At 42.2% G+C, this 760-nt stretch carries 2 protein-coding genes; both read left to right on the top strand.

All coding sequences use genetic code 11. The annotated features are described in order from the left end of the window. On the top strand, nucleotides 1-384 hold a 384-nt coding region (locus ACFIO5_RS10480; RefSeq protein ID WP_375705369.1), incomplete at its 5' end, for an ERF family protein. 1 nt (nucleotide 385) lies between these two features. Beyond that, the coding region (locus ACFIO5_RS10475) for a lambda exonuclease family protein (protein WP_375705368.1) at nucleotides 386-760 on the top strand (375 nt) is incomplete at its 3' end.

The following is a 760-nucleotide window of genomic DNA, read 5'->3' as shown; positions in this document are numbered from 1 at the left end:
AATAAAATAGCAACAGAAGGAAAATTTCCTCATGATACGAAAGGATGTAAATCAAACATACAAGCGGTTGGCTCTGCTATCACCTATGCACGCAGATATCTGTTAGGCATGCTTCTTAATGTCGTGAGTGCAGATGATGATACGGATGGGAACGTGCCTCTCACAAGTGCATTTCCGCAGCAGATCAGTGAGATCAGAACACTCATGGCACAAACCCAAACAGAAGAAACCAAGATACTTGCTTATGCCAAAGTCAACAATCTTGCCGATATGTCTGATGGACAGGCTCAAACGGTATTGCATCTTTTGAAAGATAAACGAAACAAACAAATGGCAAAAGCAGAGCAATCTCTCTCACAACAAGAACAGCAAACGGCGGTGTAACATGGAGCAAAGAACAGCAGAGTGGTTTCAAGCAAGATTAGGCAAAGTCACTGCTTCAAACATTTACAATGTGCTCAGTAAAACAGCCAAAGGAACACCTACTAGCAAATATGAGGAGTACAAAATCAAACTCATGACAGAGCGATTAACAGAGGAAATAAGCCAATCTTATCTAACACCAGCTATGCAATGGGGCATTGAGCATGAAGAGGATGCACTAAAAGAATATGCCATCATTTATGACACAGAGGTCATAAAATGTGGTTTCATTCAACATCCCACCATAGAAATGGCTGGAGCAAGCCCTGATGGATTGATTGGGGAGGAGGGGTTAGTTGAAGTCAAATGCCCACACTCCACCAAGCATCTACGCTTT

The sequence above is a fragment of the Bartonella sp. AA86SXKL genome, from assembly GCF_042196885.1.
This window is presented reverse-complemented; position numbering and strand designations above follow the sequence as displayed.